Annotated in this window: 25 protein-coding genes, 1 other RNA gene and 1 riboswitch; of the genes, 4 read left to right on the top strand and 22 right to left on the bottom strand. The window is 72.1% G+C overall.

From position 1 onward, the window contains the following. Window positions 1–62: 62 nt before the first annotated feature. The 12 genes from ftsA to mraZ are packed head-to-tail and all read right to left on the bottom strand — an operon-like array spanning window position 63 to window position 13,331. The gene (gene ftsA / locus QFW81_RS03645; RefSeq protein ID WP_280577206.1) at window positions 63–1,298 is read right to left on the bottom strand and encodes a cell division protein FtsA; all 1,236 of its coding nucleotides are present in this window, start codon (window positions 1,296–1,298) and stop codon (window positions 63–65) included. Beyond that, complete coding sequence (locus QFW81_RS03640) at window positions 1,295–2,140, bottom strand: cell division protein FtsQ/DivIB (RefSeq protein ID WP_425603964.1); 846 nt, start codon at window positions 2,138–2,140, stop codon at window positions 1,295–1,297. Before QFW81_RS03640 ends, ftsA begins: the two co-directional genes overlap by 4 nt. Further along, a complete protein-coding gene (locus QFW81_RS03635) occupies window positions 2,137–3,117 on the bottom strand; it encodes a D-alanine--D-alanine ligase (RefSeq protein WP_280577205.1) in 981 nt (326 codons plus the stop codon). Before QFW81_RS03635 ends, QFW81_RS03640 begins: the two co-directional genes overlap by 4 nt. Beyond that, window positions 3,114–4,562, bottom strand: a complete 1,449-nt coding sequence (murC, locus tag QFW81_RS03630) for a UDP-N-acetylmuramate--L-alanine ligase (protein WP_280577204.1) — start codon at window positions 4,560–4,562, stop codon at window positions 3,114–3,116. The genes QFW81_RS03635 and murC overlap by 4 nt, the downstream gene beginning before the upstream one ends. Next, window positions 4,559–5,893: a putative lipid II flippase FtsW gene (ftsW, locus tag QFW81_RS03625; protein WP_280577203.1), complete on the bottom strand. Its 1,335-nt coding sequence runs from the start codon at window positions 5,891–5,893 to the stop codon at window positions 4,559–4,561. The genes murC and ftsW overlap by 4 nt, the downstream gene beginning before the upstream one ends. Further along, the gene (gene mraY / locus QFW81_RS03620) at window positions 5,893–6,978 is read right to left on the bottom strand and encodes a phospho-N-acetylmuramoyl-pentapeptide-transferase (protein WP_280577202.1); all 1,086 of its coding nucleotides are present in this window, start codon (window positions 6,976–6,978) and stop codon (window positions 5,893–5,895) included. Before mraY ends, ftsW begins: the two co-directional genes overlap by 1 nt. Continuing rightward, window positions 6,968–8,356 carry a UDP-N-acetylmuramoyl-tripeptide--D-alanyl-D-alanine ligase gene (locus QFW81_RS03615; RefSeq protein WP_280577201.1) on the bottom strand — a complete coding sequence of 463 codons (1,389 nt, stop codon included), beginning with the start codon at window positions 8,354–8,356 and terminating at the stop codon, window positions 6,968–6,970. The genes mraY and QFW81_RS03615 overlap by 11 nt, the downstream gene beginning before the upstream one ends. After that, a complete protein-coding gene (locus QFW81_RS03610; RefSeq protein ID WP_280577200.1) occupies window positions 8,353–9,849 on the bottom strand; it encodes a UDP-N-acetylmuramoyl-L-alanyl-D-glutamate--2,6-diaminopimelate ligase in 1,497 nt (498 codons plus the stop codon). Before QFW81_RS03610 ends, QFW81_RS03615 begins: the two co-directional genes overlap by 4 nt. Then, a complete protein-coding gene (locus QFW81_RS03605; RefSeq protein ID WP_280577199.1) occupies window positions 9,846–11,675 on the bottom strand; it encodes a peptidoglycan D,D-transpeptidase FtsI family protein in 1,830 nt (609 codons plus the stop codon). The genes QFW81_RS03610 and QFW81_RS03605 overlap by 4 nt, the downstream gene beginning before the upstream one ends. After that, a complete protein-coding gene (ftsL, locus tag QFW81_RS03600) occupies window positions 11,672–11,935 on the bottom strand; it encodes a cell division protein FtsL (protein WP_280577198.1) in 264 nt (87 codons plus the stop codon). Before ftsL ends, QFW81_RS03605 begins: the two co-directional genes overlap by 4 nt. Further along, window positions 11,932–12,843 carry a 16S rRNA (cytosine(1402)-N(4))-methyltransferase RsmH gene (gene rsmH, locus QFW81_RS03595; RefSeq protein ID WP_425603963.1) on the bottom strand — a complete coding sequence of 304 codons (912 nt, stop codon included), beginning with the start codon at window positions 12,841–12,843 and terminating at the stop codon, window positions 11,932–11,934. Before rsmH ends, ftsL begins: the two co-directional genes overlap by 4 nt. A 41-nt stretch (window positions 12,844–12,884) precedes the next feature. Beyond that, complete coding sequence (gene mraZ, locus QFW81_RS03590) at window positions 12,885–13,331, bottom strand: division/cell wall cluster transcriptional repressor MraZ (protein ID WP_280577196.1); 447 nt, start codon at window positions 13,329–13,331, stop codon at window positions 12,885–12,887. A gap of 346 nt (window positions 13,332–13,677) precedes the next feature. Here mraZ and QFW81_RS03585 point away from each other — a divergent pair, with 346 nt between their 5' ends. After that, a complete protein-coding gene (locus QFW81_RS03585; RefSeq protein WP_280577195.1) occupies window positions 13,678–14,493 on the top strand; it encodes a metalloregulator ArsR/SmtB family transcription factor in 816 nt (271 codons plus the stop codon). Between the two features lie 169 nt (window positions 14,494–14,662). On the opposite strand, the gene rnpB is transcribed toward QFW81_RS03585, so the two are convergent. Continuing rightward, window positions 14,663–15,081, bottom strand: an RNA gene (gene rnpB / locus QFW81_RS03580) — RNase P RNA component class A. A gap of 52 nt (window positions 15,082–15,133) precedes the next feature. Then, window positions 15,134–15,964: a 16S rRNA (cytidine(1402)-2'-O)-methyltransferase gene (gene rsmI / locus QFW81_RS03575; RefSeq protein WP_280577386.1), complete on the bottom strand. Its 831-nt coding sequence runs from the start codon at window positions 15,962–15,964 to the stop codon at window positions 15,134–15,136. Between the two features lie 86 nt (window positions 15,965–16,050). On the opposite strand from rsmI, the gene QFW81_RS03570 reads away from it, so the two are divergent. From QFW81_RS03570 to QFW81_RS03560, 3 genes are read left to right on the top strand one after another with little or no spacing between them, the layout of a single operon-like run. Next, window positions 16,051–17,223 (top strand): penicillin-binding protein activator, encoded by a 1,173-nt coding sequence (locus QFW81_RS03570; protein ID WP_280577194.1) that lies wholly within the window; start codon window positions 16,051–16,053, stop codon window positions 17,221–17,223. Window position 17,224: 1 nt separating this feature from the next. Further along, entirely contained in the window at window positions 17,225–17,587 is a 363-nt protein-coding gene (locus QFW81_RS03565; protein WP_280577193.1) for a YraN family protein, read from the top strand. Between the two features lie 15 nt (window positions 17,588–17,602). Further along, window positions 17,603–18,781 (top strand): MalY/PatB family protein, encoded by a 1,179-nt coding sequence (locus QFW81_RS03560; protein WP_280577192.1) that lies wholly within the window; start codon window positions 17,603–17,605, stop codon window positions 18,779–18,781. Window positions 18,782–18,909: 128 nt separating this feature from the next. Here QFW81_RS03560 and thiL read toward each other — a convergent pair whose 3' ends face one another. From thiL to ribD, 8 genes are all read right to left on the bottom strand, one after another. Then, a complete protein-coding gene (gene thiL / locus QFW81_RS03555) occupies window positions 18,910–19,851 on the bottom strand; it encodes a thiamine-phosphate kinase (protein ID WP_280577191.1) in 942 nt (313 codons plus the stop codon). Between the two features lie 105 nt (window positions 19,852–19,956). Continuing rightward, entirely contained in the window at window positions 19,957–20,466 is a 510-nt protein-coding gene (gene nusB / locus QFW81_RS03550; protein WP_425603962.1) for a transcription antitermination factor NusB, read from the bottom strand. Continuing rightward, window positions 20,415–20,882, bottom strand: coding sequence for a 6,7-dimethyl-8-ribityllumazine synthase (gene ribH / locus QFW81_RS03545; RefSeq protein WP_280577189.1), 468 nt, complete (start codon window positions 20,880–20,882; stop codon window positions 20,415–20,417). Before ribH ends, nusB begins: the two co-directional genes overlap by 52 nt. A gap of 121 nt (window positions 20,883–21,003) precedes the next feature. Then, window positions 21,004–22,113, bottom strand: coding sequence for a 3,4-dihydroxy-2-butanone-4-phosphate synthase (ribB, locus tag QFW81_RS03540; protein ID WP_280577188.1), 1,110 nt, complete (start codon window positions 22,111–22,113; stop codon window positions 21,004–21,006). A gap of 1 nt (window position 22,114) precedes the next feature. Beyond that, entirely contained in the window at window positions 22,115–22,741 is a 627-nt protein-coding gene (locus QFW81_RS03535) for a riboflavin synthase (protein WP_280577187.1), read from the bottom strand. Between the two features lie 70 nt (window positions 22,742–22,811). Next, window positions 22,812–22,979: riboswitch (FMN riboswitch) on the bottom strand. Window positions 22,980–23,015: 36 nt separating this feature from the next. Next, the gene (locus QFW81_RS03530; protein ID WP_280577186.1) at window positions 23,016–24,035 is read right to left on the bottom strand and encodes a Gfo/Idh/MocA family protein; all 1,020 of its coding nucleotides are present in this window, start codon (window positions 24,033–24,035) and stop codon (window positions 23,016–23,018) included. Beyond that, window positions 24,032–24,784, bottom strand: coding sequence for a class I SAM-dependent methyltransferase (locus QFW81_RS03525; protein WP_280577185.1), 753 nt, complete (start codon window positions 24,782–24,784; stop codon window positions 24,032–24,034). The genes QFW81_RS03530 and QFW81_RS03525 overlap by 4 nt, the downstream gene beginning before the upstream one ends. 52 nt (window positions 24,785–24,836) lie before the next feature. Next, complete coding sequence (gene ribD / locus QFW81_RS03520) at window positions 24,837–25,946, bottom strand: bifunctional diaminohydroxyphosphoribosylaminopyrimidine deaminase/5-amino-6-(5-phosphoribosylamino)uracil reductase RibD (RefSeq protein ID WP_280577184.1); 1,110 nt, start codon at window positions 25,944–25,946, stop codon at window positions 24,837–24,839.

The raw sequence follows: 25,946 nt of genomic DNA, 5'->3' as shown, positions 1-25,946 counted from the left end.
CACACGTCGCCTTCGTCGTCGTCTCGTCCTGTCGCCGCGCGCGTGGCCGGTCCGGGTGCGCATCAGAATTCGCCCCGGAACCAGTTGCCCACCTTCTTGAGCAGGCTGCCCGCCTTGCCGGCCGGCAGGGACGGACGCCGCGGATGTTCGATCTGGCTGCCCATCAGCAGCAGGCCCACACCGGTGGCGTGGACCGGGTTGTTCACCACCTCGCCCAGGCCGGTGACGTGCTGCGGGATGCCCACGCGCACCGGCATCTGCAGCATTTCCTCGGCCAGTTCGACCACGCCTTCCATCTTCGCGGCGCCGCCGGTGAGGACCATGCCGGCGCGCACGTGCTGCTCGAAGCCCGAGCGGCGCAGTTCGGCCTGCACCATCTCGAAGATCTCCTCGTAGCGCGCCTGCACCGCCTGCGCCAGCGACTGGCGCGGCAGGCGCCGCGGCGGACGGTCGCCGACGCTCGGCACCTGGATCGATTCCTCGGAGGTAGCCAGCTGCGCCAGCGCGCAGGCGTAGCGCACCTTGATCTGCTCGGCCTCGGGCGTGGGCGTGCGCAGCATGTGCGCGATGTCCTCGGTGACCTTGTCGCCGGCGATCGGCAGCGAGGCGGTGTGGCAGATCGCGCCGTGCACGAACACCGCCAGGTCCGTGGTGCCCGCGCCCATGTCCACCAGCACCACGCCCAGTTCGCGCTCGTCGCCGGTCAGCACCGCGGTGCTCGAGGCCAGCGACGAGAGCACCAGGTCGTCGATCGACAGACCGCAGCGCTGCACGCACTTGCTGATGTTGGCCGCGGCCGACTGCGCGCACACGACGAGGTGCGCCTGCACTTCCAGGCGCACGCCGGTCATGCCGACCGGGTTGCGGATGCCTTCCTGCGAGTCGTCGAGCACGTACTCGCGCGGGATCGCGTGCAGGATCTTCTGGTCGGCCGGGATCGCCACCGCCTTGGCCGCGTCCAGCACGCGGTCCAGGTCGGCCCAGGTCACCTCGCCGTCGCGGATCGGCACGATGCCGTTGGAGTTGCGGCACTGCACGTGGTTGCCGGAGATCGATGCGTAGACGCTGCGGATCTCACAGCCGGCCATCAGCTCGGCCTCCTCCACCGCGCGCTGGATCGACTGCACGGTGGATTCGATGTCGACCACCACGCCGCGCTTGAGCCCGCGCGATTCGTGCGAGCCGATGCCGATCACCTCGATCGGGTTGCCGGGCGAATATTCGCCGACCAGCGCCACCACTTTCGAGGTGCCGATGTCGAGGCCGACGATGAGGGCCTTGTCGCCTTTGCGGTTCATGTGTTGGAGCCGGAAACGGGGGATCGGGGGGCGCGGTTCGCGTGCGGGCGCGGGCCGATGGCCTCGCGGCGCGTGGCCGATGCGAGCCGCGCGGTCGTTGTGCCGGGGACGACGGCCGCGTCGGCGGCATCGCCATCGGCATCCGGTGTCGCCCACTCCAGCGCGAAGCCGTTGGTGTAGCGCAGGTCCGCGCGGCGCAGCGGCTGCGGCGCGCGCGTCAGCAGCTGAGGGAGCACGCGGGCGAAGCGCTGCAGGCGCAGCCGCGCTTCCTGGCTGCCGACCGTCACCTCGACGCCGTTGTCGAGCGTGAGAGACCAGCTGTCGCGGCGGTCCAGCGCGAGCTTCGCGACGGCGAACCCGCCGGGGACGAACAGTTCGCGCGCTTCGTTGTAGAGCGCCACCACGTCCGGCACGCGGGCATCGGGACCCTGCAGCTCCGGCAGGCCGGCAGGCACGTCGATGCCGGCGACGGGGAACAGGCGGCCCTGCTCGGACAGCAGACGTTCGCTGCCCCAGCGGGCGAACGGACGGTGCTCGACGATGCGCACTTCCAGCACGTCCGGCCACAGCTTGCGCACTTCGGCATGTTCGACCCAGGGCAGGCGCGCGACGGCGGCCTGGGCGTGGTCGAGCCTCACGGCGAAGAAGCCGGACGAGGCGTGCGGCAGCAGCACTTCGCGCAGGCGCTCGGGATCGACGCGCTCCAGGCCGTCGGTCACGCGCAGCGTGCGCAACGGCCAGCGCTCGGCGCCGATCCAGCCGTTGACCAGCGCCACCACCGGCAGCGCGACCAGCGCGATCGCCAGCGCCCAGGCGACGACCTGGAGGGTGCGGCGGATCATGCGGCGCCTCCCGTCGACGCGGCATCGGCGGGGACCGTCTGTTCAAGCACGCGCCAGCACAGGTCGGCGTAGTCGATGCCGACCTGCGCGGCGGCCTTCGGCACCAGCGAGTGGCTGGTCATGCCGGGCGCGGTGTTCACTTCGAGCAGCAGCAGTTCGCCGCTGGCGCGATCGCGCATCAGATCGACGCGGCCCCAGCCGCTGCAGCCCGCCGCGCGGAACGCCGCCAACGCGATCTCGCCGATGCGCGCCTCCTCGTCGCCCTCCAGGCCGGGGCACAGGTAGCGGGTGTCGTCGGACACGTACTTGGCGTGGTAGTCGTACCACTCGCCCTTCGGCACGATGCGGATCGAGGGCAGCGCCAGGTCGCCGAGGATCCCGACGGTCAACTCGTCGCCGACCACCAGCGGCTCGACCAGCATCTCGCCGCCGTACTCGCGCGCGACGCGCACCGCGTCCTCGATGCCGTTCGCGTCGGCCACCCGGGCGACGCCGACGCTCGATCCTTCGCAGGAAGGCTTCACGAACACCGGCAGGCCGATGTCCGCGATCGCCGCGCGCACGTCGCGGTCGGGCGGCAGCCGCAGGAAGCGCGGCGTCGGCAGGCCTTCGGCGATCCATACCTGCTTGGTGCGCACCTTGTCCATCGTCAGCGCGCTGCCGAGCACGCCGGGACCGGTGTACGGCACGCCGAGCGCCTCGAGCAGGCCCTGCACCACGCCGTCCTCGCCGCCGCCGCGGTTGCCGTGCAGGATGTTGAACACGCGGTCGACGCCGCCGGCGCGGATGGCGTCGACCAGCGCGGGAATGCCGTCGACCGGCTGCGCGTCCACGCCGCGCGAGCGCAGCGCATCGAGCACGCCCTGCCCCGACTGCAGCGACACCTCGCGCTCGGCGCTGGTGCCGCCCATCAGCACGGCCACCTGTCCGAACACCGCAGGATCGGTGAATCGCGGGGCGGGAACGACGAAGCTCATCGCGCCGCCTCCGGGAAGCCGTCGCGTGCCAGCTGCTGGGCGGCGTGGCCGATGTCGCCCGCGCCCATCATCAGCAGCAGGTCGCCGTCCTGCAGGACGTCCGGCAGCACGTCGCGCAGTTCCTGCGCGCTGCCGACCACCACCGGATCGATGCGCCCGCGCGCACGGATCGCGCGCGCCAGCGCCTTGGCATCGGCGCCGGCAATCGGCGCCTCGCCGGCCGGATACACCTCGGTCAGCACCAGCGCGTCCACGTCCGACAGCACGGCCGCGAAATCATCGAACTGGTCGCGGGTGCGCGAGTAGCGGTGCGGCTGGAATGCCACCACGAGGCGCCGGTCCGGCCAGCCGCCACGCGCGGCATCGAACACTGCCGCAAGTTCCTTCGGGTGATGGCCGTAGTCGTCCACCAGTTGCACCTGTGCCCCCTGCGCGGTGCGCAGCGAGGCGAGCAGGTTGAAGCGCCGGCCGATGCCTTCGAACGATTCCAGCGCCGAGGCGATGGCACCCGGCTCCACGCCCAGCTGCCAGCCGATGGCGGCGGCGGCGAGCGCGTTGAGCACGTTGTGGCGGCCGGGCAGCGCCAGCGTCACCGGCGTGCGCGAGCCGTCGGGGAGGCACAGGGTGAAGCGCATCGCGGCACCGTGCTGGGTCACTTCCTCGGCGCGCACGTCGGCGGTCTCGCGCAGGCCGTAGGTCATCGCGTGGCGCGGCATGTCCTGCGCAAGCTTCGCCACTTCGGGATCGTCGATGCACAGCACCGCCAGGCCGTAGAACGGCAGCCGGTGCAGGAACTCGGAGAACGCGGCCTGGACCCGGGCGAAATCACCGCCGTAGTTCTCCAGATGATCGGCATCGATGTTGGTGACCACCGCGATCAGCGGATTCAGGCGCAGGAAGCTGCCGTCGCTCTCGTCGGCCTCGGCCACCAGCCAGTCGCCGCTGCCAAGCCGTGCATTCGCCCCGGCGGCGAGCAGCTGGCCGCCGATGACGAAGGTCGGATCGAGGCCGCCCTCGCCCAGCACGCTCGCGGTCAGCGAGGTGGTGGTGGTCTTGCCGTGGGTGCCGGCCACCGCGATGCCGCGGCGGAAGCGCATCAGCTCGGCCAGCATCTCGGCACGCGGCACGATCGGGATGCGCTGCGAGCGCGCTTCCATCAGCTCGGGGTTGTCGTGACGGATCGCACTGGAGACTACGACGCAGTCGGTGCCCAGCACGTTCGCCGCCGAATGCCCGCGGTGCACGGTGGCGCCGAGCCCGGCCAGGCGGCGCGTGGTGGCGCTGTCGGCGGTGTCGGATCCGGACACCTTGTAGCCGAGCGTGCACAGCACCTCGGCGATGCCGCTCATGCCGGCGCCGCCGATGCCGACGAAGTGCACGCGCGAGAACGAGCGGGCGATGCCCTCCTTGGTCATCTCGCGCGCGGCGAGCAGGCGCCGGATCATGCGTTCCTCCCGAGGCTGCCCAGGGTCGGCTCGATCCGCGGGCGCAGTCGGCTGGTCCCGAGCGCACCGGCGACCGCGGCCGGCAGCGGTTGCGTGGTCGGGGGCGGCGCGGATTCGCCGGGACCCGGCCTGGCGCCTTCGCCACGCAGGCGCGCGACCTGGCGCTGCGCGCGATCGAGCTCGAACGAGACCCGCAGCAGCAGGCCGATCGCCACGCAGGTCATCATCACGCTCGAACCGCCGGACGAGATCAGCGGCAGGGTCAGGCCCTTGGTCGGCAGCAGGCCGAGATTGACGCCCATCGACACCAGGCTCTGCAGTCCGATCATCAGCGCCACACCGAAGGCGACGTAGCCGGCGAAGTGCCGCCGCATCTCCACGCAGCGGTAGCCGATCCACAGCGCACGGCCCACCAGCGCGGCGAACAGCGCGACCACGCACACCAGGCCGATGAAGCCCAGTTCCTCGCCGATCACCGAGAAGATGAAGTCGGTATGCGCCTCGGGCAGGTAGGACAGCTTCTGGATCGACGCCCCCAGGCCGACGCCGGTGAGCTCGCCGCGTCCGATCGCCATCAGCGCGTTGCTGAGCTGGTAGCCGGCGCCGAGCTGGTCTTCCCAGGGATTCCAGAACGAGGTGATGCGGCGCAGGCGGTAGGGCTCGATCACCGCCACCGCGACCAGCGCCGGGAGCAGCAGCAGCACCGGCAGCATCATCCGCTTCAGGTGGCCGCCGCCGAGCACGAGCATGCCGGCGGTGACCGCGAGCAGCATCGTGGCCGAACCGAAGTCCGGCTGCGCCAGCAGCAGGATCACCAGCAGCGTCGCCACGCCGATCGGCTTGAGCATCGCGCCCCAGGTGGCGTTGACGTCGTCGCGGAAGCGCACCAGGTAGCTCGCCAGCCACACCAGGTAGAGGATCTTGACCGCCTCGACCATCTGGAAGTTCGAAACGCCGAGGTTCACCCAGCGCCGCGCGCCGTTGACGGTGTGGCCCAGCCCGGGCACGAACACCATCAGCAGCATCAGCACGCACGCGCCGAGCAGCGCCTGCGGGTAGCGCTCCACCAGCTTCAGGTCCGTGCGCATCACCACCGCGCACAGGCCGATGCCCACGGCCAGGAACACCACGTGCCGCACCAGGAAGTAGAACGGGCCCTGGCCGAGGTTCTCGGCCACGGCGATCGAACTCGACGCCACCATCACCACGCCGAACGCCGCGATCGCGAGCGCGATGGCGACCAGCCAGCCGTCGTAGCGGCCGTCGATCGCGTCCAGCCGGGTGGCCTGGCGGCCACCTTCGAACGCGCGGGAGTCGGCGGTCACGGCCATCAGCGCACCTTCAACGTGGCGAGCCCGACCAGCACCAGGATCACCGAGATGATCCAGAAGCGCACGATCACGCGGGGCTCGGGCCAGCCCTTGAGCTCGAAGTGGTGGTGGATGGGCGCCATCCGGAACACGCGCTTGCCGGTGAGCTTGAAGCTGGCGACCTGGATCATCACCGACAGCGTCTCGATCACGAAGATGCCGCCCATGATCACCAGCACCAGCTCCTGGCGCACGATCACGGCCATGGTGCCGAGCACCGCGCCCAGCGCCAGCGCGCCGATGTCGCCCATGAACACCATCGCCGGGTAGGTGTTGAACCACAGGAAGCCCAGCCCGGCGCCGGCGATCGCGGCGCAGATGATGATCAGCTCGCCCGCGCCCGGCACCGGCGGGATCTGCAGGTAGCGCGAGAACTCGGCGTGGCCGGAGGCGTAGGCGAACACGGCAATGCCGCCGGCGACCAGCACGGTCGGCATGATCGCGAGCCCGTCGAGGCCATCGGTGAGGTTGACCGCGTTGGAGAAGCCGACGATCCAGAAGTACGCGATGGCGACGAACGCGATCCCGCCCAGCGGCAGCGCGATCGACTTGAACAGCGGCACGTAGAAGTTGGTCGCCGCGGGGACGTCGGCATAGAGATACAGGTACAGCCCGGCGGCGAGGCCGAAGATCGACTGCAGCAGGTACTTCCAGCGCGACTTCAGCCCGTTCGGGTCGCGCCGCACGATCTTGATCCAGTCGTCGTACCAGCCGATCGCGCCGAAGGCGAGCATCACCAGCAGCACCACCCAGACGTACTTGTTGCGCAGGTCGCCCCACAGCAGCACCGAGGCGGTGATGGTGAACAGGATCAGCGCGCCGCCCATCGTCGGCGTGCCGGCCTTGGAGAAGTGCGACTGCGGCCCGTCCTGGCGGATCGGCTGTCCGCCCTTGTACTGGGCGAGCTTGCGGATCACCGCCGGACCCCACCACAGCGACAGCAACAGCGCGGTGAGCGCGGCGAGGATGCCGCGGAAGGTCAGGTAGCCGAACAGCCCGAACAGGCCCTCGACCTGCTGCAGCCAGCGGGTGAGTTCAAGCAGCATCCGATGTCCCCTGTTCCGGCAGCAGTGCGGCGACCACGCGGTCCATCGCGCTGCCTCGCGAGCCCTTCACCAGCAGGCGTACGCCCGCATGCAGGTCGACGCGCAGCGCGTCCACCAGCGCGCCGTGACTGTCGAAGTGGCGAGCGCCCTCGCCGTAGGCCTCGACCGCGGCGGCGCTCAGCGGCCCCACCGCGTACAGGCGCGTGAGGCCGGCGCGGCTCGCCCGACGACCCGCCTCGGCATGCAGCGCGACCGCGTCGTCGCCCAGTTCGCGCATGTCGCCCATCACCAGCCAGCGCTCGCCGCCGGTGGCGGCGAGGGTGTCGATCGCGGCGCTGAGCGAACCCGGGTTGGCGTTGTAGCTGTCGTCGATCAGCACCGCACCGTTGGCCAGGCGATGGCGCACCAGGCGGCCCTTGACCGGCTCTGCCGTCGACAGCGCCTCGGCAATGGTCGCCAGCGGCACGTCGAGCGCGAGCGCGATGGCAGCTGCGGCCAGCGCGTTGGAGATGTTGTGGCGTCCGGGCAGCGGCAGCGCGACCGTGGCGCTGCCGGCCGGCGTGACCAGGGTGAAGTGCGAGCCCTCCTCGTCCAGCCGGATGTCGCGGGCGGTCACGTCCGCGCTGGCCTCGAGGCCGAAGCGCAGCAGACGGCGCCCGTGCGCGCGCTCGGCGAAGTACGGCGCAAACGCGTCGTCGGCGTTGATCACCGCCACCCCGTCGTGCGGCAGCGCGTCGTAGATCGCGGCCTTGGTGTCGGCGATCCCGAGCAGGCTCTGCATGCGCTCCAGGTGCGCGGGGGCGATGTTGTTGACAAGCGACACGTCCGGGCGCGCGATGGACGTCAGGTAGGCGATGTCGTTGTGCTTGCCGGCACCCATCTCGTAGATCGCCACGTCCGCGTCGTCCGGCGCGTCGATCACCGCGAGCGGCAGGCCGATCTCGTTGTTGCGGTTGCCGGGGTTGGCGTAGGCCTTCATCGCGCGCGCCGCGATCGCGAGCGTGAGCTGCTTGACGCTGGTCTTGCCGTTGCTGCCGGTGATGCCGACCACCCTGCCGCGGCGCGCGTGCTGCAGGGCCGCGGCCAGCGACGCCAGCGCGCGTTCGGTATCGGCCACCACCACCAGCGGCAGCGGCGCGTCCACCTCGCGCGAGACCAGCGCGGCGCGCGCGCCCTGGCGGGCGGCCGCGGCGACGTGATCGTGGCCGTCGAAGTTGGGGCCCTTGAGCGCGATGAACAGCGCCGCGCGGCCATCGCGCGCGTCGAGCGTGCGGGTGTCGGTCTCGACCGCGTCGATCAGCATGTCGTCGACCTGACCGGCCGCATGCAGACGGCCGTTGGTCCACTGGGCGATGCGCGACAGCGGCAACGGGTTCATGCGTCCACCCCTGCTGCGCCGGCGTCACGGCCCTGCAGCGCCTCGCGCGCGACCACGCTGTCGTCGAACGGATGCTTCACGCCCGCCACGTCCTGGTAGGCCTCGTGGCCCTTGCCCGCGACCAGCACGATGTCGCCGGCCCGGGCGCGACCGATGGCGCCGGCGATCGCGGCGCGCCGGTCACGCTCCACCCGCACCTGCGCCGGCTGTTCGAACCCGGCCATGATCCCGGCCACGATCGCGTCCCCGTCCTCGCCGCGCGGATTGTCGTCGGTCACCACCACCTCGTCGGCCAGGCGCTCGGCGATCGCGGCCATCAGCGGCCGCTTGCCGGCGTCGCGCTCGCCGCCGCAGCCGAACACGCAGACCAGGCGCCCCCGCAGGTGGCCGCGCAGCGACTGCAGCGCCTGTTCCAGCGGGTCGGGCTTGTGCGAGTAGTCGATCACGACCAGCGGCCGGTCGCCGCCACCGAGCCGGTTCATGCGTCCGGGGATCGGCGCCAGTCGCCCGAGGACGCCGGCGATGGCGTCGGGCGTGTGGCCGAGCGCGTGCAGCACGCCCGCCACGACCAGCAGGTTGTCGACGTTGAAGCGCCCCAGCAGCGGCGAGGCCACGCGGCGCGTGGCGCCGCCCAGGTGCAGGTCGAACACGATGCCATCCGCATCGAGGGTCACGCCGGTGGCACGCACCTGCGCATCGTCGGCGCCGCGCGCGCTGGTGCCGATCGCGTGCAGCGCGCGCGGCAGCGTGGCGAACAGCCGGCGGCCGTAGGCGTCGTCCAGGTTGACCACCGCCGCGCGCAGGCCAGGCGTGGCGAACAGCTTCGCCTTCGCAGCGCCGTAGGTCTCCATGTCGCCGTGGTAGTCGAGATGGTCGCGGCTGAGATTGGTGAACACGCCGACCGCGAAATGCACCTGGTCCACGCGGCCCTGGTCGAGCGCGTGCGAGCTCACTTCCATCGCCACCGCCTGGGCGCCGGCGTCCTGCAGCTCGGCCAGCAATGCGTGCGTCTGCAGTACCAGCGGCGTGGTGAAGCCGGTGGCGCGCGCCTGCCCGTACAGCCCGGCGCCCAGCGTGCCGATGGTGCCGCTGCGCATGCCGCACAGCTCCAGCGCCTGCGCCAGCAGCTGCACGGTGGAGGTCTTGCCGCTGGTGCCGGTGACGCCGATGGTGGTCATGCGTGCCGAGGGCCGGCCGTGGAACGTGTCCGCCATCGCGCCCATCCGCGCGCGCAGGCCGGGCACGGCGATCGCATCGGCGGGCGGCGCGGCCACGTCGGCCGGCACCGGCGGTTCGAACAGGATCGCGCTGGCACCGGCGGCTGCAGCCTGGGCGGTGAAGTGGAGGCCGTGGGTACCGAAGCCGCCGATCGCCACGAACGCGTCGCCCGCGCGCACGTCGCGGCTGTCCAGCACCAGGCCGGACACGGCCAGGCCGTCCGGGACGCCGGCCACGTCGGGCAGCAGCTGCGAGAGCGGCATCGACCGACTCACTGCACCGCCCTCGCGGCGGCGCCGGACACCGTGGCGCGCGGCGCGGCGGAGGCCTGCGCCTTCGCCCGCTTCGCTTCCTCGGCGGCCTGCGCGGCCAGCCAGGTCTCGATGTCGTCGGGCGGCACGTCCATCAGCCGCAGTGCGCCTTCCATCACCCGCGCGAACAGCGGCGCGGACACGTAGCCGCCGCCGTAGGTCGACCCGCCCGCGGACGGGTCGGGATCGTTGACCACCACCGTGACCGCGAAGCGCGGACGCTCCACCGGCACCAGACCGGCGAAGTAGGCGATGTAGCGGCGCGAATAGCCGCCACCCGCCGACTTGCGCGCCGTGCCCGTCTTGCCGGCGACGTGGTAGCCCAGGATCGCCGCGCGCGTGGCGGTGCCGCCGGGCTCGGTGACGGTCTGCATCATCCGCATGACCTCGGCGGCGACGCGCGGGTCGAGCACCTGCTGCGACTCGCCGCTGTGGCCACCCTTGACGAAGGTCGGCGTCACCGCGCGGCCGCCGTTGCCGAGGGTGGCGTAGGCGCGCGCGATCTGCAGCGGCGTGACCGAGATGCCGTAGCCGTACGACAGCGTCTGCTTGGTGGTGCCAAACCAGCTGTCGGGCGTCGGGAAAATGCCGGCGGCTTCGCCCGGGAACCCGCTGCCGGTGCTGGCGCCGTAGCCGAAGCGGCGCAGGAACGCGTCGAACTCGCGGTCGGGCAGCAGCTTGACGATCTTCGACACGCCGACGTTCGAGCTCTTGGTGATGATGCCTGTGGTGTCGAGCACGCCGTAGTTCTTGAAGTCGCTGGTGCGGTAGCGGCCGTTGGCGATCCAGCCCGGGCTGGTGTTGAACTGCGTGGCCGGCGTGATCACGCCGGCCTCGAGCGCGGCCGCGACCGTCAGCGGCTTCATCGTCGAACCGGGCTCGAGCAGGTCGGTGACGGCGCGGTTGCGGTAGGCGTCGCGGTTCTCGCCGCTGACTTTGTTGTTGTTGTACGAAGGCAGGTTGGCCATCGCCAGCACTTCGCCGGTGGCCACGTCCAGGATCACTACCGAGCCGCTGGCCGCGCCGGTCTCGAGCAGGGTGCGCTTGAGTTCGCGATAGGCCAGGAACTGGATCCGGCGGTCGATGCTCAGCACCAGGTCATTGCCGGGCTCGGACGGTCGGATCAGATCCACGTGCTCGACGATGCGCCCGTGGCGGTCGCGGATCACCTTCTGCGCGCCGGGCGTGCCGCTGAGCCACTCGTCGAACGCCAGCTCCACGCCCTCCTGGCCCTGGTCGTCGACGTTGGTGAAGCCGAGCACGTGCGCGACCGCCTCGCCCTGCGGGTAGAAGCGGCGGAACTCGCGCTGCGAGAACACGCCGGGAATGCGCAGCGCGAGGATCTTCTGCGCGACCGCCGGGTTGATCCGGCGATGGCGCGGCACGTACATGAACTCCTTGCCCTTGCGCTGTGAGACGTAGCGCGACAGGTAGTCCACGGGAAGATCGGTCGCCTCGGCCAAGCGCGCGACTGCGGCGGGGTTGTTGGCCAGTTCCTGCGGATTCGCCCACAGCGACTCCACCGGCGAAGACACCGCCAGCGGCTCGCCGTTGCGGTCAGTGATCATGCCGCGCGAGGTCGGGATCGGCACTTCGCGCAGGAAGCGTGCGTCCGCCTTTTTCTGATAGAAGGCGTTGTCGACCAGCTGCAGGTCGACCGCGCGCACCACCAGCGCTACCGCGCACAACGCGAGCGCGCCGCCGACCAGCATCAGCCGGCCGCGCAGGTTGAACTGCGCGCGGGGCCGCGGCTTCTTGGCCGATCCGCCGGCGGTGCGCACGAACCTCATGGCCGCACCACCACGATCTCGCCCGGACCCGGGAACTTCATCCCGAGGCGGGTGCGCGCGACCTGGTCGATGCGGTTGCTCTCCGACCAGGTCGCCTGTTCGAGCTGCAGCCGGCCGAACTCGATGTTGAGCTCGTCGCGCGCGTGCTCCAGGCGCGTGAGCTGCACGTACAGCTCGCGGTGCTGGTGGCGCGCGTGCACCACCGCGATCGCCGAGATCACGCCCGCGATCACCAGCACGATCACCGCGACGCGGGTCATGGGCGCGCCTCCGCTGCCGGCAGCTTCTCGGCCACGCGCAGCACCGCGCTGCGCGCGCGCGGATTGGCGGCCAGTTCGTCGGAGCTCGCCTTGCCGGCATCGCCGATCGCGCGCAGGCTCGGCACGAAGCCGGTCGCTTCCGGCAGCCGGCGGTTGCCGGGCGGCGCCTTGGCGTGTGCGGCGATGAAGCGCTTGGCGATCCGGTCCTCGAGCGAATGGAAGCTGATCACCGCCAGCCGGCCGCCGGGCCGGAGCGCGTCGTGCGCGGCGGCCAGGCCGCGCTCGAGATCGTCGAGCTCGCGGTTGACGTGGATGCGGATGGCCTGGAACGAGCGCGTGGCCGGGTGGATGTCGTGGCGTCCGCGCGGCACCACCGACGCGATCAGCTCGGCCAGTTCGGTGGTGCGGGTCAGCGGCGCGGTGGCGCGACGGGCGACGATGGCGCGCGCGATGCGGCGGCTCATGCGTTCCTCGCCGTAGGTCCACAACACGTCCGCGATCTCGCGCTCGTCGGCGCGCGCCAGCCACTGCGCCGCGCTCTCGCCGCTGTCGGGGTCCATGCGCATGTCCAGCGGACCGTCCTTGCCGAAGCTGAAGCCGCGCGCGGCGACATCGAGCTGCGGCGAGGACACGCCGAGGTCGAGCAGCACGCCGTCGAGGCCGTCGGCGACCGCGTCCCAGGCGCCGAGGTCGCCGAAGCTGCCGCGGCGGATCGCGACGCGAGCGTCGCCACGGAACTCGCGTTCCGCCACCGCGATCGCTTCGGGATCCTTGTCCATCAGCAGCAGCCGGCCTCCTGCGCCCAACCGTTGCAGCACGCCGCGCGCATGACCGCCGCGCCCGAACGTGCCATCCAGATACGTTCCGTCCTCGACCACGCGCAGCCCTTCCATGACCTGCTCGAACATCACCGGAAGGTGCGCGGACCGGACTTCCGCGCCCCTTTCCGTCACAACTGCAGTTCGACCAGGTCGTCGCCCAGATCGGCATCGCCCAGCGTCTGCCTGATCTGCGCGAGATGCGCCTGCTCGCTCCAGAGTTCGAACTTCTCGCCCATGCCCACCAGCACGGCCTTCTTCTCGATGCCGACGGCGTTGCGGTGGCTTGCGGGGATGCCGATGCGCCCGTTCGCGTCGGGCTCGACGAAGGTCGCAGCGCCGACCAGCTTCAGCTGCAGCTGGCGGTTGACCGAGCGCGTGCGCGGCAGCGCGTTGACCTGGTCGCGTACCCGCTCCCAGACCGGCTGCGGGTAGAGGTAGAGGCTGCCGGACTCGAACGGGTTGTAGGTGACCACCAGACGGTTCGCGCCCGCATCGGCCACAAGGTCCCGGTAGCTGGTCGGGATCGCCAGCCGGCCCTTGTCGTCGATCGTGATGGCGGTCTCGCCCTGGAACACCACAGCCTGCCCGGAGGTGCCCGTCTTCGGCGGGCTTCAGTTGCGGAAAACCACGAAAATCCCGGTTTCCCCACGAAGCGCCACCTTATGACCCGGTCGAAAGGATGTCAACAGCTTTGCTGTGCAAATTTCATTAATCGGCTCAATGACTTGCGTGATAGTTCACAGACTTGTTCAAGCCTTATCCACAAGCTGCTGATTCGTCTCAAATTTTGAGATTACGCCACCAGACACCCATTCATGGAGTCGACCGCCGGGCCCCAGAGGCCGTGACTTTTTCGATCTCGCCGCACATCATTCAACCAGTCGGTTGATTGTTGGCGCGGTCCTGTGGATAGTCAATGGCATGGACGACCCCGCGCTGCCTCTGGACGTCCTGCCCCTCGACGGGGTGTTCCACGCCCTATCCGATCCGACCCGCCGGGCGATGCTGCAGGCCCTGGCCAGCGGCCCGCACACCGTGGGGGCGCTCGCGGCCCCGTTCGAGATCTCGCTGGCCGCCGCGTCCAAGCACGTGCGCGCGCTCGAGCGAGCCGGCCTGCTGGCGCGCCAGGTGCAGGGACGCACGCATCGCTGCACACTCCAGGCTACCGGCCTGGCGCAGGCCTTGGCCTGGCTGAAGGCCTGCGCCGTGGCCGTGCCGCCCCCCGCGCCGGCCCCGATGCCGGCCCGCCCTGCAGGAGGACCGCCCATGGCGCTCACGCACGACCCCGTGGCCCGCGCCACCATGCTCATCCGCCGGCCGCCGGCCGAGGTCTTCGCCGCCTTCGTCGATCCCGCGGTCACCACGCGCTTCTGGTTCAGCCGCGCCAGCGGTCCGCTGGCACCGGGCGCGACGGTGACCTGGCACTGGGACGATTACGGCGCCTCGGGCGAGGTGCGCGTGGTCGCGCTGGAGCCGGGCGAGCGGATCGCGATCGAATGGCCCACGCCGGTCGAATGGCGCTTCACGCCCCATGGCGACGACGCGACCTTCGTCGCCATCACCGCCTCGGGCTTCACCGGCAGCGACGACGAGAAGGTGGCGCAGGCGCTCGATTCGACCGAAGGCTTCAACCTGGTCGTGGCGGCATGCAAGGCCTGGCTCGAGCACGGGATCGACCTGCGCCTGGTGGCGGACAAGGCGCCCGACGCGCACGTGGGCGCAGCCCCTCCGGCCTGAGGCCGGTATGCGGCCGCGGCAAGCGGACGCTTGCTGCGGTGCCCCTCGTCCGATCCGACGCGCGGAGCGCTCGTCGCGGCCCCCGCTGGCGGTGTCGATCACAGGGCATCCGGCACGGCCGCCGCCGCGCCCCGTCGCCGCGGGGCGGCGCGGCATGCGTTGGAAAAGATGGCGGAGCCGGCCTGTAAGCCGGGTTCTGTCGTGGACAGTCATTCCTCTAGGCGCATCGTCACCGATACGCTCGAGCGACCTACCCGGAGACACCGCGGGCCACGGCATCGTCTCCCTATTTGGTCTTGCTCCCGGTGGGGTTTGCCGTACCGGCCTGTTGCCAGGCTCGCGGTGCGCTCTTACCGCACCATTTCACCCTTGCCACGCCTCCTGCCTCCCGCCTCGCGGCGGGTGTGGGAACACTTGGCCGGACATTCGTCCGGCAAGCGCCCCACAACGGCAGGAGCGTTCGGCGGTATCTTTCTGTTGCACTTTCCGTCGGCTCGCGCCGCCCAGGGGTTACCTGGCACCGTGCCCTGTGGAGCCCGGACTTTCCTCGGCATCCGCGAGGGATGACGCGACTGTCCAGCCGACTCCGCCACGGGCATTGTCTCACGCCCCGCGCCGGGGACCGGATCCGGGCGAAGTCTCAGCCGCCCTGCCCGCCGTACAGGGTCTTGCGCGGCGCTCCGGTGATCTCGGCCGCCAGCTTCGCCGCGGTCGATGGCGGCAGCTGCGCGGCCAGCAGCGCATAGACGCGCCGCCCCTCGGCCAGCCGCGCGCCTTCGTCGTCGCCCGCGCCTTCCACCAGCACCACGAACTCGCCGCGGCGCTGGTCCGGGTCGGCCTCCACCCGGTCGCGCAACGCCGCCAGCGGCCCGTCGAGCACAGTTTCGAACAGCTTGGTCAGTTCGCGCGCCACCACCGCGCGGCGTTCGTCGCCGAAGGCCTGCGCGGCGTCGCCGAGCATGTCGTCGATCCGGTGCGAGGCCTCGAAGAACACCAGGGTGCGCGGCTCGCCGGCGAGCGCCGCCAGTCGTTCGCGGCGGGCCGCGGCCTTCGCCGGCAGGAAGCCTTCGAACGCGAAGCGGTCGCTCGGCACCCCGGCCACGCTCAGCGCCGCGATCAGCGCACTGGGCCCGGGCACCGGGCTGACCCGGATCCCCGCCTCGCGCGCCGCGCGCACCAGCCGGAAGCCCGGATCGCTCACCAGCGGCGTGCCGGCGTCGCTGACCAGCGCCAGCGAATCGCCGGCCTGCAGGCGCGCCACCAGCCGCTGCGCCATGGCGTCCTCGTTGTGCTCGTGCAACGCGAGCAACGGGGTCGCGATCCCGACCTGCGCGAACAGCTGCCGGGTATGGCGCGTGTCCTCGGCACAGACCGCCGCGACCTCGCGCAGCACCTGCTGCGCACGCGGCGAGAGATCGCCCAGGTTGCCGATCGGCGTGGCGACCACGTGCAGCACGCCTGCGGTGCGCATCGGGGGTACGGCGGCTGGCATCGTCTCTCCACGGCTGGAACGGTAGAATCCGTCCATTCTCCACCGCGGAGCCGGCGATGCGGCAAATGTCGAAAGGGATCCTGTGTGCGGCCATGCTGGCCACGCTGGCCGGCTGTGCCTCGGTGCAGGTCAGCGGTCCGGTGCAGCAGCCCGATGCGGCGCCGCAGCCGGTGGTCAACACCCACTGGCGCTTCGATCCCGCACGCGCGCCCGCCGATCGCGACGGCTACCGACCGCCGCGCAAGCTGGCGGTGCTGCTGCCGATGACCGGCCAGCTCGCCACCGCCGCCGGCCCCGTGCGCGACGGCCTGCTCGCCGGCTACTACGGCGAGCGCCGCGAGAAACCCGAGCTCGCGTTCTACGACACCGCCGGCACCCCGGGCGGCACGATTGCCGCGCGCGACCGCGCGATCGCCGAGGGCGCCGACCAGATCGTCGGGCCGCTGGGGCGCGACGGCGTGTCGGCGCTGTTCAACGGGCCGCAGTCGGTACCCGTGCTGGCGCTCAACCGCGGCAACGTGGCGCCGCCGGAGAACGCGGGCGACTTCTCGCTCGCGCCCGAGGACGAAGGCACCGCGGGTGCGGCGTACGCGCTCGCCCGCAACGCGCGCCGCGTGCTGGTGCTGAGCAACGGCGACGACCACGCGCAGCGCAGCGTGCAGGCGTTTCGCAGCGCGCTGGAGGCCGGCGGCGGCGCGATCGTGGGCACCCTGGCCATCGTCGGCGACACGCCCGGCGACCAGTCGGCCGCGCTGCGCGGCGCGGCGACGCGCGAAGGCGGCGTGGACGCGGTGTTGGTCGCGCTGCGCGGCAGCGAGGCGCGCGTCGTGGTGCCGCAGCTGTTCATCGCCGGCCTGGGCGACCGCCTGCGCATCGGCACCTCGCAGCTGCTGTCCGGCACCGGCGACGCATCCGAAGACCGGGCGCTGGACGGCATCGCCTTCGTCAGCGAAACCTGGACCACCGGCGGCCTGCCGGGGCTGCCCTCGCCGGCCTCGCTCGGCGCCGAACTCCCCACCGCGCGCGGGCCGGCGGCGCGCCTGTTCGCCTTCGGCCACGACGCCTGGCTGCTCAGCGCCTACCTGCAGCACCTGGCCGAGCAGCCCGACGCCGGCATCGCCGGCGCCACCGGGCGGCTGTCGCTGGGTCCGGACGGGCGCGTGGTGCGCACCCCCGCGTGGGCCACCTTCAGCAACGGCCTGGTGGTGCCGCTGTCCGGTCCCGGCACCGGCGGCTGAAGTGCGGGCTCGCGGCGCCGAGGTCGAAGCGGCCGCATGCGAACACCTGCGCCGCGCGGGCCTGCGGCCGCTGGCCGCCAATGCCAACGCGCGCGTCGGTGAGCTCGACCTGGTGATGCTCGACGGCGAGACGGTCGTGTTCGTCGAAGTGCGGTTCCGCAGCAGTTCGCGTTTCGGCGACGGCGCCGCGTCGATCGACGCACGCAAGCGCCGTCGCCTGGTGCTGGCGGCGCGCCAGTTCCTCGCCACCCATCGCGCCCACCGCGACGCGCCGTGCCGGTTCGACGTGGTAGACGCCAGCGGCGATCCCGCCGCGCCGACGCTGCGCTGGCTGCGCGACGCCTTCCGCGCCGACGACTGCTGACCGCCTGCGCCGCCCATGACGATCGCCGACGACTACGACCGCATCGACGAAGCCAGCCTGCGCGACGCGGGCGGTCTGAAGTGGAGTGCGTTTCCCGACTGCATCGGCGCGTTCGTCGCCGAGATGGATTTCGGCCTCGCCGAGCCGGTGGCGTCCGCACTGCACGATGCGATCGCGCACGGGCGCAGCGGATACCCCACGCCCGCGCTGACGCGCGAGCTCGCCCGTGCCTGCGCCGACTGGCAGCAGGCGCGCTACGGCTGGGCGGTGGAGCCCTCGCGGATCCACGCCGTCGGCGACGTGCTCGGCGGCCTGGAGATCATGCTCGAGCACTTCCTGCCGCCGGGCGCGCCGGTGGTGCTGCCGACACCCGCGTACATGCCCTTCCGCCCGCTGCTGGAGCTGCACGGTCACCCGGTCATCGACGCACCGCATCGGTGGCGCGATGGCCGCTGGGAGATGGACCTCGATGCCATCGACGCCGCACTGGGCGACGGCGCGCGGCTGGTGCTGCTGTGCAACCCGCACAACCCGCTGGGCCGCGTGTTCGACCTTGACGAGCTGCAGGCGCTGTCGACGGTGGTCGAACGCCACGGCGCGCGCGTGTTTTCCGACGAGATCCACGCGCCCCTCGTGTTCGATGGTGCCCGTCACGTGCCCTACGCCAGCGTGTCCGAGGCGGCAACGCGACACGCGGTGGTCGCGGTGTCGGCCTCCAAGGGCTGGAACCTGGCCGGACTCAAGTGCGCGCAGCTGGTGTTCGGCGAGGCCGACCTGCCGCACTGGCGCGCGATTACGCTGATCGCGGGACACGGCGTGTCGGGACTGGGCATGATCGCCACCCTCGCGGCCTGGCGCGATGGCGGTCCGTGGCTCGACCGGGTGCTCGGTTATCTGGACGGCAACCGCGCGCTTGTAGCTGAGTGGATGGCGCAGCATCGGCCGCACGCGGTGTTCGCGCCGCCGCAGGGCACGTACCTGGCGTGGATCGATTGCCGCGACCTGGCGCTACCGCCCGGCACGACGGCGGGCGCGTTCTTCCGCCGGCAGGCGCGCGTCGCACTGACCGACGGGCCCGACTGCGGCGCGGCCGGCGCAGGATTCGTGCGCCTGAACTTCGCGATGCCGCGCCCGCTGCTGCGCGAGACGCTGTCGCGGATGGCGCACGCGCTCGACGAACTGCGCAGCACATAGCCCGGACAGCGCGTAGCCCGGATAAGCGAAGCGCATCCGGGGCAAACGTACAGTTCAAGTGAGNNNGCACGTTATCCCGCGGCCCCGGATGCGCTTCGCTTATCCGGGCTACGAGGCGGGATGGCGGGTCAGAAGTGTCTGAACCCTTGCATGGCCGGGGCCCAGGGTGCGCCGTCGGGCCGCTGCGCGCCTACGCCGGCCGAGGTGTCGATCATGCCGATTCGCGTGGCGGCGGTGTCCCCGGTGGCGGCCAGCACGGCGGCGACCGCATCGCGATGCGCTGCCGGTGCGGTGAAGCACAGTTCGTAGTCGTCGCCGCCGGTCGCCTGCCAGGGCCAGCGCAGCTCGGGCCTGAACCGCGACAGCGCCGGCGAGGCGGGCAGCCGGTCGAGTTCGATGCACGCGCCGACGCCACTGGCGGCGCAGATGTGGCCGAGGTCGGCCAGCAATCCGTCGGAGACGTCGATGCAGGCGCTGGCCAGGCCCGCCAGCGCACGCCCGGCCGCGAGCCGCGGCTGTGGACGGTCCAGCCGCACGCGCAGCGCGCGATCGACCGCCGCGCCGGCCTGCAGCGCGGCGAGCGCCGCGGCGGCATCGCCCGGCGTGCCGGTGACCCAGACGTCGTCTCCGGGCGTGGCGCCGGCACGACGCAGAGCGCGACCCGGCTGCACCAGCCCGTGCGCCGTCACGCAGACCGACAGCGGCCCGCGCGTGGTGTCGCCGCCCACCAGCGCCACGCCATGCAGCGCCGACAGTTCCAGAAAGCCATCGAGGAACCCGTCGACGAAGCCGGCGTCGCCGCCCGGCAGCGAGAGCGACAGCGTGCACCAGGCCGGTTCGGCGCCCATCGCCGCAAGATCGGACAGGTTCACCGCCAGCGCCTTCCAGCCGATGTCGGCCGGCGCCGTGTTCGCGGGAAAGTGCACGCCGGCGTTGAGCGTGTCCATCGCCACCACCAGCTGGCGCCCGGGCGGCACCTGCAGCAGCGCCGCATCGTCGCCGATGCCCAGGACCACGTCGTCGCGCGTGGATGCACGGTCGCGGATGCGGGCGATCAGGTCGAATTCCATGCGGGCGGTCCTCGCGTGCGGTCCTCGGAACGGGTCGACAACGCCGGTACACCACATGGACGCGCCTGGCCGATACACGGGCCGTCGCGCGCCGGCGCGACGGCGTCAGGCGCGCGCGGCCTGCACTTCCGGTGCGCGCCACTGCGCGGCGGCGCGGTCGAGCACGCCGTTGACGTAGGTATGGCCGTGCTCGGAGCCGAAGCGCTTGACGGTCTTCAGCGCCTCGTCGATGACGACGCGGTAGGGCACGTCCAGCCGGTGCTGGAGTTCGTAGGCGGCGATGCGCAACATCGCGCGCTCGATCGGATCGACCTCCTCCACCGGACGGTCGAGGAACGGCTGCAGGGCGGCATCCAGCGCCTTGCGGTGGCTGCCGACGCCGCGCACCAGGTCCTCGAAGTACGCCAGGTCCGCGACCTCGTTCGCCTGCTCGTGGGCGAACTGCGCAATCGCGTTGCTCGCGTCCACGCCCGAGAGCTGCATCGCGTACACCGCCTGCAGCGCGCGACGGCGCGAGCGCGTGCGCGCGACCGGATCGACGCCGTCGCGGCGAGGCGCGCGGGTCACGGCAGCGTCTCCAGCAGGTGCGCCATCTCGATCGCGACCAGCGCGCACTCTTCGCCCTTGTTGCCGTGGCTGCCGCCGGCGCGGCGTTCGGCGTCCTCGTGCACGTCGACCGCGAGCACGCCGTTGGCCACCGGCACGCCATGGTCCAGCGCGACCCGCATCAGGCCGTCGCTGCAGCCGTCGGCCACCTGCTCGAAATGGCGCGTGTCGCCGCGCACCACGCAGCCCAGGGCGACGATCGCGCGATGCGCGCCGCGTTCGGCCAGGCGCCGCGCCGCCAGCGGCAGTTCCCAGGCGCCGGGCACGCGGACGACGTCGATCGCGTCCTCGGCCACGCCGTGGTCGGCGAAGGCCTTGCGCGCGCCGGCGACCAGCGCGTCGGTGATGCGCGGGTTCCAGCGGCTGGCGATGATCGCGAAGCGCGCCCCGTCGGTGGCGCGCAGATCGCCTTCGTAGTGGCTCATGCCTGGGGGATCCGGAGGGAGGAACGGGATTCTAACGCGGCCGGCGATTCCGCCCGCAGGTCGGGGCGCGCAGCGGACACGGGACGACGGATTCCGGCTCCCTACCCCGCCGGGCCGCAGCCTACGGCGCCAGGTACTCCACGATCTCCAGCCCGAATCCGGCCAGCCCCACCTGCCGGCGCGGCGTGCCCAGCACGCGCAGCCGGCCGAAGCCGAGGTCGTGCAGGATCTGCGCGCCGGCCCCGTTGCGGCGCCATTCGCCCACCACCGCGCCGCGCGCCTGTGCGGGCACCGCCGGCGCGGCATGGGTCTCGCGGATGCGGTCAAGCAGCGCCTGCGCGTCCTGGTGGTCGTCCAGCAGCACCAGTGCGCCGGCGTCCTCGGCCGCCAGCCGCGCCAGCACGTCGCCGGTCGCGGGGCCGAAATCGGCGCGCCGCCAGTGCAGCGCGTCGGCCAGCGGATTCATCGGCTGCACCCGCACCAGGCTGGCGCGTGCGGCGTCCGGCGTGCCGCGCACCAGGGCCAGGTGCAGCGCGTCGGCCAGGCGGTCGCGATAGGTGACCAGCTGGAACGGGCCGTGCGCGGTATCGATGACGCGCGCGTCGACGCGTTCGACCGTCTGTTCGTTGTCCAGCCGGTAGCGGATCAGGTCCTCGATCGAACCGATCTTCAGCCCGTGCGTACGCGCGAACACTTCCAGTTCCGGACGCCGGGCCATGCTGCCGTCCGGGTTGAGGATCTCGACCAGCACGCCGGCCGGCGCCAGTCCGGCCAGCCGCGCGAGGTCGGCGGCCGCCTCGGTGTGGCCGCTGCGCGCGAGCACGCCGCCGGGCTCGGCCATCAGCGGGAAGATGTGTCCGGGTTGCGACAGGTCCGCCGGGGTCGCATCGGCGCGCACCGCGGTGCGGATGGTGTGCGCGCGGTCGTGCGCCGAGATGCCGGTGGTCACGCCCTCGGCCGCCTCGATGCTGACGGTGAAGTTGGTGCGGTGGCGCGAGGTGTTGGACTGCACCATCGGCGGCAGCCCGAGCTGGGCGCAGCGTTCGCGCGTGAGCGACAGGCACACCAGGCCGCGCGCATGGGTGACCATGAAGTTGATGTCCGACGGGCGCACCTGCCCGGCGGCCATGATCAGGTCGCCCTCGTTCTCGCGGTCCTCGTCGTCGACGATCACCACCATCCGACCCTCGCGGATCTCCTCCAGCAGTTCGGGAACCGGCGCGAAGGCCATCTCAGCGACCCTCCACGGGACCGGTGCCCGGCGCCACGCCCGCCGCGAGCAGCCGCTCGACGTAGCGCGCCACCACGTCGACCTCCAGGTTCACGGCCTCGCCGACCGCAGTCGCCCCGAACGCGGTGTGCGCCAGCGTGTGCGGCACCAGCGCGACCTCGAACCCGTCGGCGTGCACCGCGTTCACGGTCAGGCTCACCCCATCGACGCAGATCGATCCCTTCGGCGCGATGTACTTCATCAGCGCGCCCGGCGCGGTGAACCGCCAGCGTTGCGCGCGCGCATCGTCCGCGACCGCGGCCACCGTGCCCACGCCGTCGACATGGCCGCTGACCAGATGCCCGCCGAGGCGATCGGTCGGCCGCATCGCGCGTTCCAGGTTCAGCGCACGTCCCGGCGCGAGCGCACCCAGGGTGGTGAGCGCGAGCGTCTCGTTGGAGGCATCGGCCTCGAAGTAGGTGGCGTCGAAGGCGACCACGGTCAGGCACGTGCCGTTGACCGCGATGCTCTCGCCCAGGGCGACGCCGTCGAACGGCAGGCTGCCGACCGCGATCCGCAGCCGTGCGTCGCCGCCGCGTGCCTCGCGCGATGCGAGCGTGCCGACGCCTTCGATCAATCCGGTGAACATGGTCCGTTTCCCGCAGCAATGGCGAGAAACGCCCGCGGGAGCGAGCGAACGCACGGCCAAAGGCCGCGCGACGCGTCTTCTTTCATCCGGACTGTGACCGTCGGCTCCGGCATTCGACCGGATCTGCTGACCCCGCGCGGCTGGGCCGCTTGGGCGCTCGCGGGCTCGCGCACGCGCACCGCGAGGGTGGCGCCCGCCTACCGCCGGTGGGGAATCTCACCCCGCCCCGAAGACGTTTCTGGTGGTGGTGGCCGCTGGCGGCCGGTGCGGCATTCTAGCGCAGCGGTCCGCCGTTCCGGTCGCCGACGCCGGACGCAGCGTTGCGGAAGCCGTGCAGGATCGCGTCGATCACGGCGGTGGTGCGCGCGGCGGTGACGCCGGTGGAGGGGCAGTCGCCCTCGCCGCGCAGCGCGGCCATGACGGTCTCCAGCAGAGGCTGCTGGATGTGGAGCGGATGCGCGATCTCGAAGCGCTCCCGGCCGGCGTCGCTCTCCAGTTCCACCGGCACCTCGTCGAAGCTGGCGAAACGCAGCCGCCCGCGATCGCCCGTGATCTCGACCAGGTCGCGGCGGGCGTCGCTGCAGAAGTTCCAGTCGCCGGTGCCCTGCGCGCCGTTGGCGAAGGTCAGTGCCGCCTCCACCGTGTCCTCGGCCGGATAGGCGCCGGACACGGACCTGGCGCTGCCCGACACCTGCGTCACCGGTCCGAACAGGAAATCCAGCAGGTCCAGGGTGTGGCTGCCCAGGTCGACGAACAGGCCGCCGCCGGCGATCTCCGGGCGCACCCGCCAGGGCAGCGCGCCGCCGCTCGCATAGCGCGGATCGAGCGTGCGGTGCAGGACGATGCGCACCTCGCGCGGCATGCCGATCGCGCCGGCCTCCAGCAGCGCACGCACCTTCAGGAAGCGCGGCAGTGCGCGCCGGTAGAACGCCACGAACAGCGGCTGGCCGGCCGCGTGGCCGGCCGCGAGCATCGCCTCGCACTCGGCCGAATCGCGCGCCATGGGCTTTTCCACGTACACCGGCTTGCCGGCCTGCAGCGCCCGGATCGCAAGCGTCGCGTGGCTCGAGGGCGGCGTGGCGACGTAGACCGCATCAACGCCGGGATCGGCGATCAGCGCGTCGGCATCGTCGTACCAGCGCGGCACGCCGTGGCGGCGCGCGTAGTCCTCGGCCTTGCGCCCGTCGCGACGCATCACCGCCACCAGCGCCGATCCCGTTGCCTGCTGCAGCGCCGGCCCGCTCTTGACCTCGGTGACGTCGCCGCAGCCGAGGATGCCCCAGCGCACGGTCATGGCGCCCGCCGCGCATGCACGAACAGCGGCCACTGCACGCGGCGCAACGTGGCCGGCGCGCCCCAGGCGCGCGCGATCGCGTCGGCGTGGGCAGCGACCGGATCGCGCCCCGTCGCCTCGCGGCAGCGCCGGGTCGCGGAATAACTGGAGAAGTACGCCAGCAGGCGCGCCAGCGGCCAGTCGGCGGAGAGCGTGCCTTGCGGCGCATCGATCGCCGGGAACGGCCAGGCGTAGCCGGCGTAGGCGGCATCGACATCGGCGCGCTCCGGCGGCCAGTACGGGCGGATGTCCGCCGCGAATCCATCCACGGCCTCGCGCAGCCCCTCGTCCATCACGATGTCCTGGTAGCCCCAGGCCACCAGCACGCCGCCCGGACGCAGCACGCGCGCGCATTCGGCGAAGTACGCGTCGCGGTCGAACCAGTGCAGCGCCTGCGCGACGCAGGCCACGTCGGCGCTGGCATCGGGCAGCGCGGTGCATTCGGCCGGCTCGATCGCGAAGACCGCGTTCGCCGGCGCCTGCGCGTGGGCAATCTGGCCGGCGCTGGGATCGGCGGCATGCACGCGCGCGAAGCGCTTCGCCAGTCCGCGGGTCGCCTGCCCGCTGCCGCATCCGGCCTCCCAGGCCAGCGACTGCGCCGGCGCCACGGAGGCGATCCAGTCGAACAGGGCGTCGGGATAGTCCGGGCGTGCGCCGGCGTAGGCGTCGGCGACCCCGGAAAAGTGGTCCTTGAACGTCGGCAGCATCATCGGCGCACCACAGCCGGACGAATTCCGCACGCGCGCTGCGGGCATCCCGCGATCACGGGGCCGCGACCGGCTCCGCGCACGGCCGCAGGTGCAGCCGCAGGTCGTCCCCGACCCGCACGGTCTCCACGAGTTCCATCCGCAGGCACTGCGCCATGCGGGTGAAGTCCAGCCCGCCGAACAGCGGGCGCGCACCGTCGCCCAGCAGCACCGGCGCCACGTACAGCAGCAGGTCGTCCACCAGCCCGGCCTTGAGCAACGCGCCGGCGAGCGTCGCGCCGGTCTCCACGTGCACCTCGTTGATCTCGCGCTGCGCCAGCAGGGCCAGGACCGCATCGAGATCGAACACGCCGCCCTTCACCGGTGCGGGCGCCCGGTCGGCCCTCAGCTCGCGCGGCACCTTGGCGTCGGGCGCATGCAGGTAAAGCGTCGGCGCGTCGCCCTCGCGCACCTTGCCCCGCGCGACGGTCGCCAGGCCCGGGTCGAGCACCACCCGCAGCGGCGGCACGAACTCGCGCGGGGTGTCGAAACGCACCGTCAGCGACGGATCGTCGGCCAGCACGGTGCCGGCACCGGTGAGGATCGCGCCGGCGCGCGCCCGCCAGTGCATGACGTCGGCGCGCGCGGCCTGGCCGGTGATCCACTTCGAATCGCCATCGGCCATGGCCGTGCGCCCGTCCAGGCTGCAGGCCAGTTTCACCCGCACCCATGGGCGGCCACGCTCGATCCGCGACAGGAAGCCCACGTTCAACGCCCGCGCCTGGGCTTCCATCAACCCCGCCCCGACCTCGATTCCGGCCGCGCGCAGGCGGTCGAATCCGGCGCCGTCGACCTGCGGGAACGGATCGCGCATCGCCGCCACCACGCGCGAGACGCCGGCCGCCACCAGGGCGTCGGCGCAGGGCCCGGTGCGGCCGGTATGGGCGCAGGGTTCCAGGGTCACGTATGCGGTCGCGCCCTTCGCCCGCGCGCCCGCGGCGTCCAGCGCGAGCACCTCCGCGTGGGGCTCGCCCTGGCGGCAGTGCCAGCCTTCCCCCACGATCTCCTCGCCGCGTGCGATCACGCAGCCGACCATCGGATTGGGCCGCGTGGTGTAGGCACCGAGCAGCGCCAGCCGCAGGGCCCGCGCCATCATCGCGTGGTCGGTGGCGGAGAACGCGCTCAT

The sequence above is a fragment of the Luteimonas kalidii genome (assembly GCF_029887935.1).
GTDB lineage: Bacteria > Pseudomonadota > Gammaproteobacteria > Xanthomonadales > Xanthomonadaceae > Luteimonas > Luteimonas kalidii.
Note: the sequence above shows the minus strand (reverse complement) of the source record. Positions and strands in the feature narration are given on the sequence as shown.